The organism is Mesorhizobium sp. M7A.F.Ca.CA.001.08.2.1, assembly GCF_003998455.1.
GTDB classification, from domain to species: Bacteria; Pseudomonadota; Alphaproteobacteria; order Rhizobiales; family Rhizobiaceae; genus Mesorhizobium; species Mesorhizobium ciceri.
Window position 1 is genome coordinate 1 of sequence record NZ_RZPW01001080.1, and the last position, 1,578, is coordinate 1,578.

Below are 1,578 nucleotides of genomic sequence, written 5' to 3' on the forward strand. Positions count from 1 at the left end.
CGGCGAGATGATCGATGGCGTAGTCGCGCCATTCATTGGCGGCGACCATGCGTCCGTAGAGCCTGAGGATCTGGTCCAGCTCGCGTCGGTCGAACCGCACCGGCTGATCGAGACGTTCGCGTCGCGCCTCGTGCAGCGGGATTATTGCGGATGCGTCCCCATCCCCCGTCCCGCCACTGTCATCGGTCATGCCTCGATCCTTCAAAATGAATCTTTGCCAACCAAAGTTGGCGTGTTCGCGACTGAATTGCAAGGCCCGGCGAACCGAGCCCCGCGCCGCGCCGTTTCCGTCACGTCCAGTCACTTTTATGAAACGCCGTGTTGGAATTGGTGATGTTCCGCCACATTTCTGCCTTTTTTTATCCGCGCTCATGCCCCAATGTCCGACGAATTTACCGGCGTTGCCTGAGACGGTTCGGTCCGGCACCGGCTCGTAAACCCCAAGCCCCCCGCCCACGGGTCTGCGTCGGATCGAACCAACCTCGGCTCTTCCTCGGAAGAACCGGGAGCGACGATCCCAAAACCTAAATGACCGGCGTCAGAAGCAAGCTGACGTCGGTTTTTTATTGGCTGGTGATAGGTGAACCTTCGCGCTACCGCGGCAGGGGTTTGAGCGCTCTATCTCAAGGCTTGTGGATGAATGCGGCGCCGAGAATGGGACCGGGCATGCCGTCCTTGCCGACCGACTGCAGCAGCACGGCGCAGCCGCCCTTTTTGGCAATCTCGCTCATCGGCAGTTCGTAGCGCTGTGCCTTGCCATGCCACATGCCGGCGGTCTGGATGCCGGTGACGGCGTTCCAGTAGGTCATCTTGCGGCCGGTATTTTCGCCCTCGCCGACTTTGACCGTCTGCGGCGGGTCGAAATAGACGATGACGACATGGGCGTCGCTGGGGCCGTTGCCGGCATCGCCGGCGTCGATCATCACGCGATCGCTGGTGCGGCTGACCTTGACGGCGACGCGCATGCCTTCACCGCTTTTGGCCATGCGGGCGAGCGCACCATCGACCTCGCCGCGGTTGGCGCCGTTGACATGGACGCGGCCATTGATGACGGCCTGCGGCGTATAGACGGAGCGGCTGCCGAAGGCGCGCATATAGTCGTATTGCCGCTCGGTGTTCTCCTTGCGGCCGAGCGTGTCCTGCCAGCCGAGATAGTCCCAGTAGTCGACGTGATAGGCGAGCGCGACGATGTCTTCCTTGGCGGCAAGTTCGGAGAACAGAGTATCGGCCGGCGGGCAGGAACTGCAGCCCTGGCTGGTGAACAGCTCGACCACGCCCAATGGCTTTTCGATCTGGACCCGGTCGGTCTGGGCGCGATCGGATTCGCCGGCATGCCCGGCGCCGGCAGACGCCGAGAAGGCCAGCGCAAGAGCTGCCAGCCACAATGATTTTCGCGAGGCCATGGCCATTCCGATTCCCGCCGGTGATGCCGGCTTTATCTTGATTGCTGAAATATGTGGCAGAACCGGAAGTCAACGGGAAGTCACGTTGCGGTGAAATTTTGCCGTTGCAGCCGACCGCAACGCCGCAATAGGAAGGATCTGCGCTTCAGGATAGAAACCGATTCGGGCGGCAATC

2 protein-coding genes are annotated in these 1,578 nt (G+C 61.7%); both read right to left on the minus strand.

The window, feature by feature from the left end; all coding sequences use genetic code 11:
• The coding region (locus tag EN914_RS34920; protein WP_127389665.1) for a DUF2794 domain-containing protein at positions 1-190 on the minus strand (190 nt) is incomplete at its 3' end.
• A gap of 433 nt (positions 191-623) precedes the next feature.
• Positions 624-1,409: a thioredoxin family protein gene (locus EN914_RS34925; RefSeq protein WP_013528826.1), complete on the minus strand. Its 786-nt coding sequence runs from the start codon at positions 1,407-1,409 to the stop codon at positions 624-626.
• Between the last annotated feature and the right edge of the window lie 169 nt (positions 1,410-1,578).

Coding starts and splice junctions, on each gene's coding strand:
- EN914_RS34925 (WP_013528826.1), bottom strand. CDS start 1,409: ATGGCCATGGCCTCGCGAAAATCATTGTGGCTGGCAGCTCTTGCGCTG.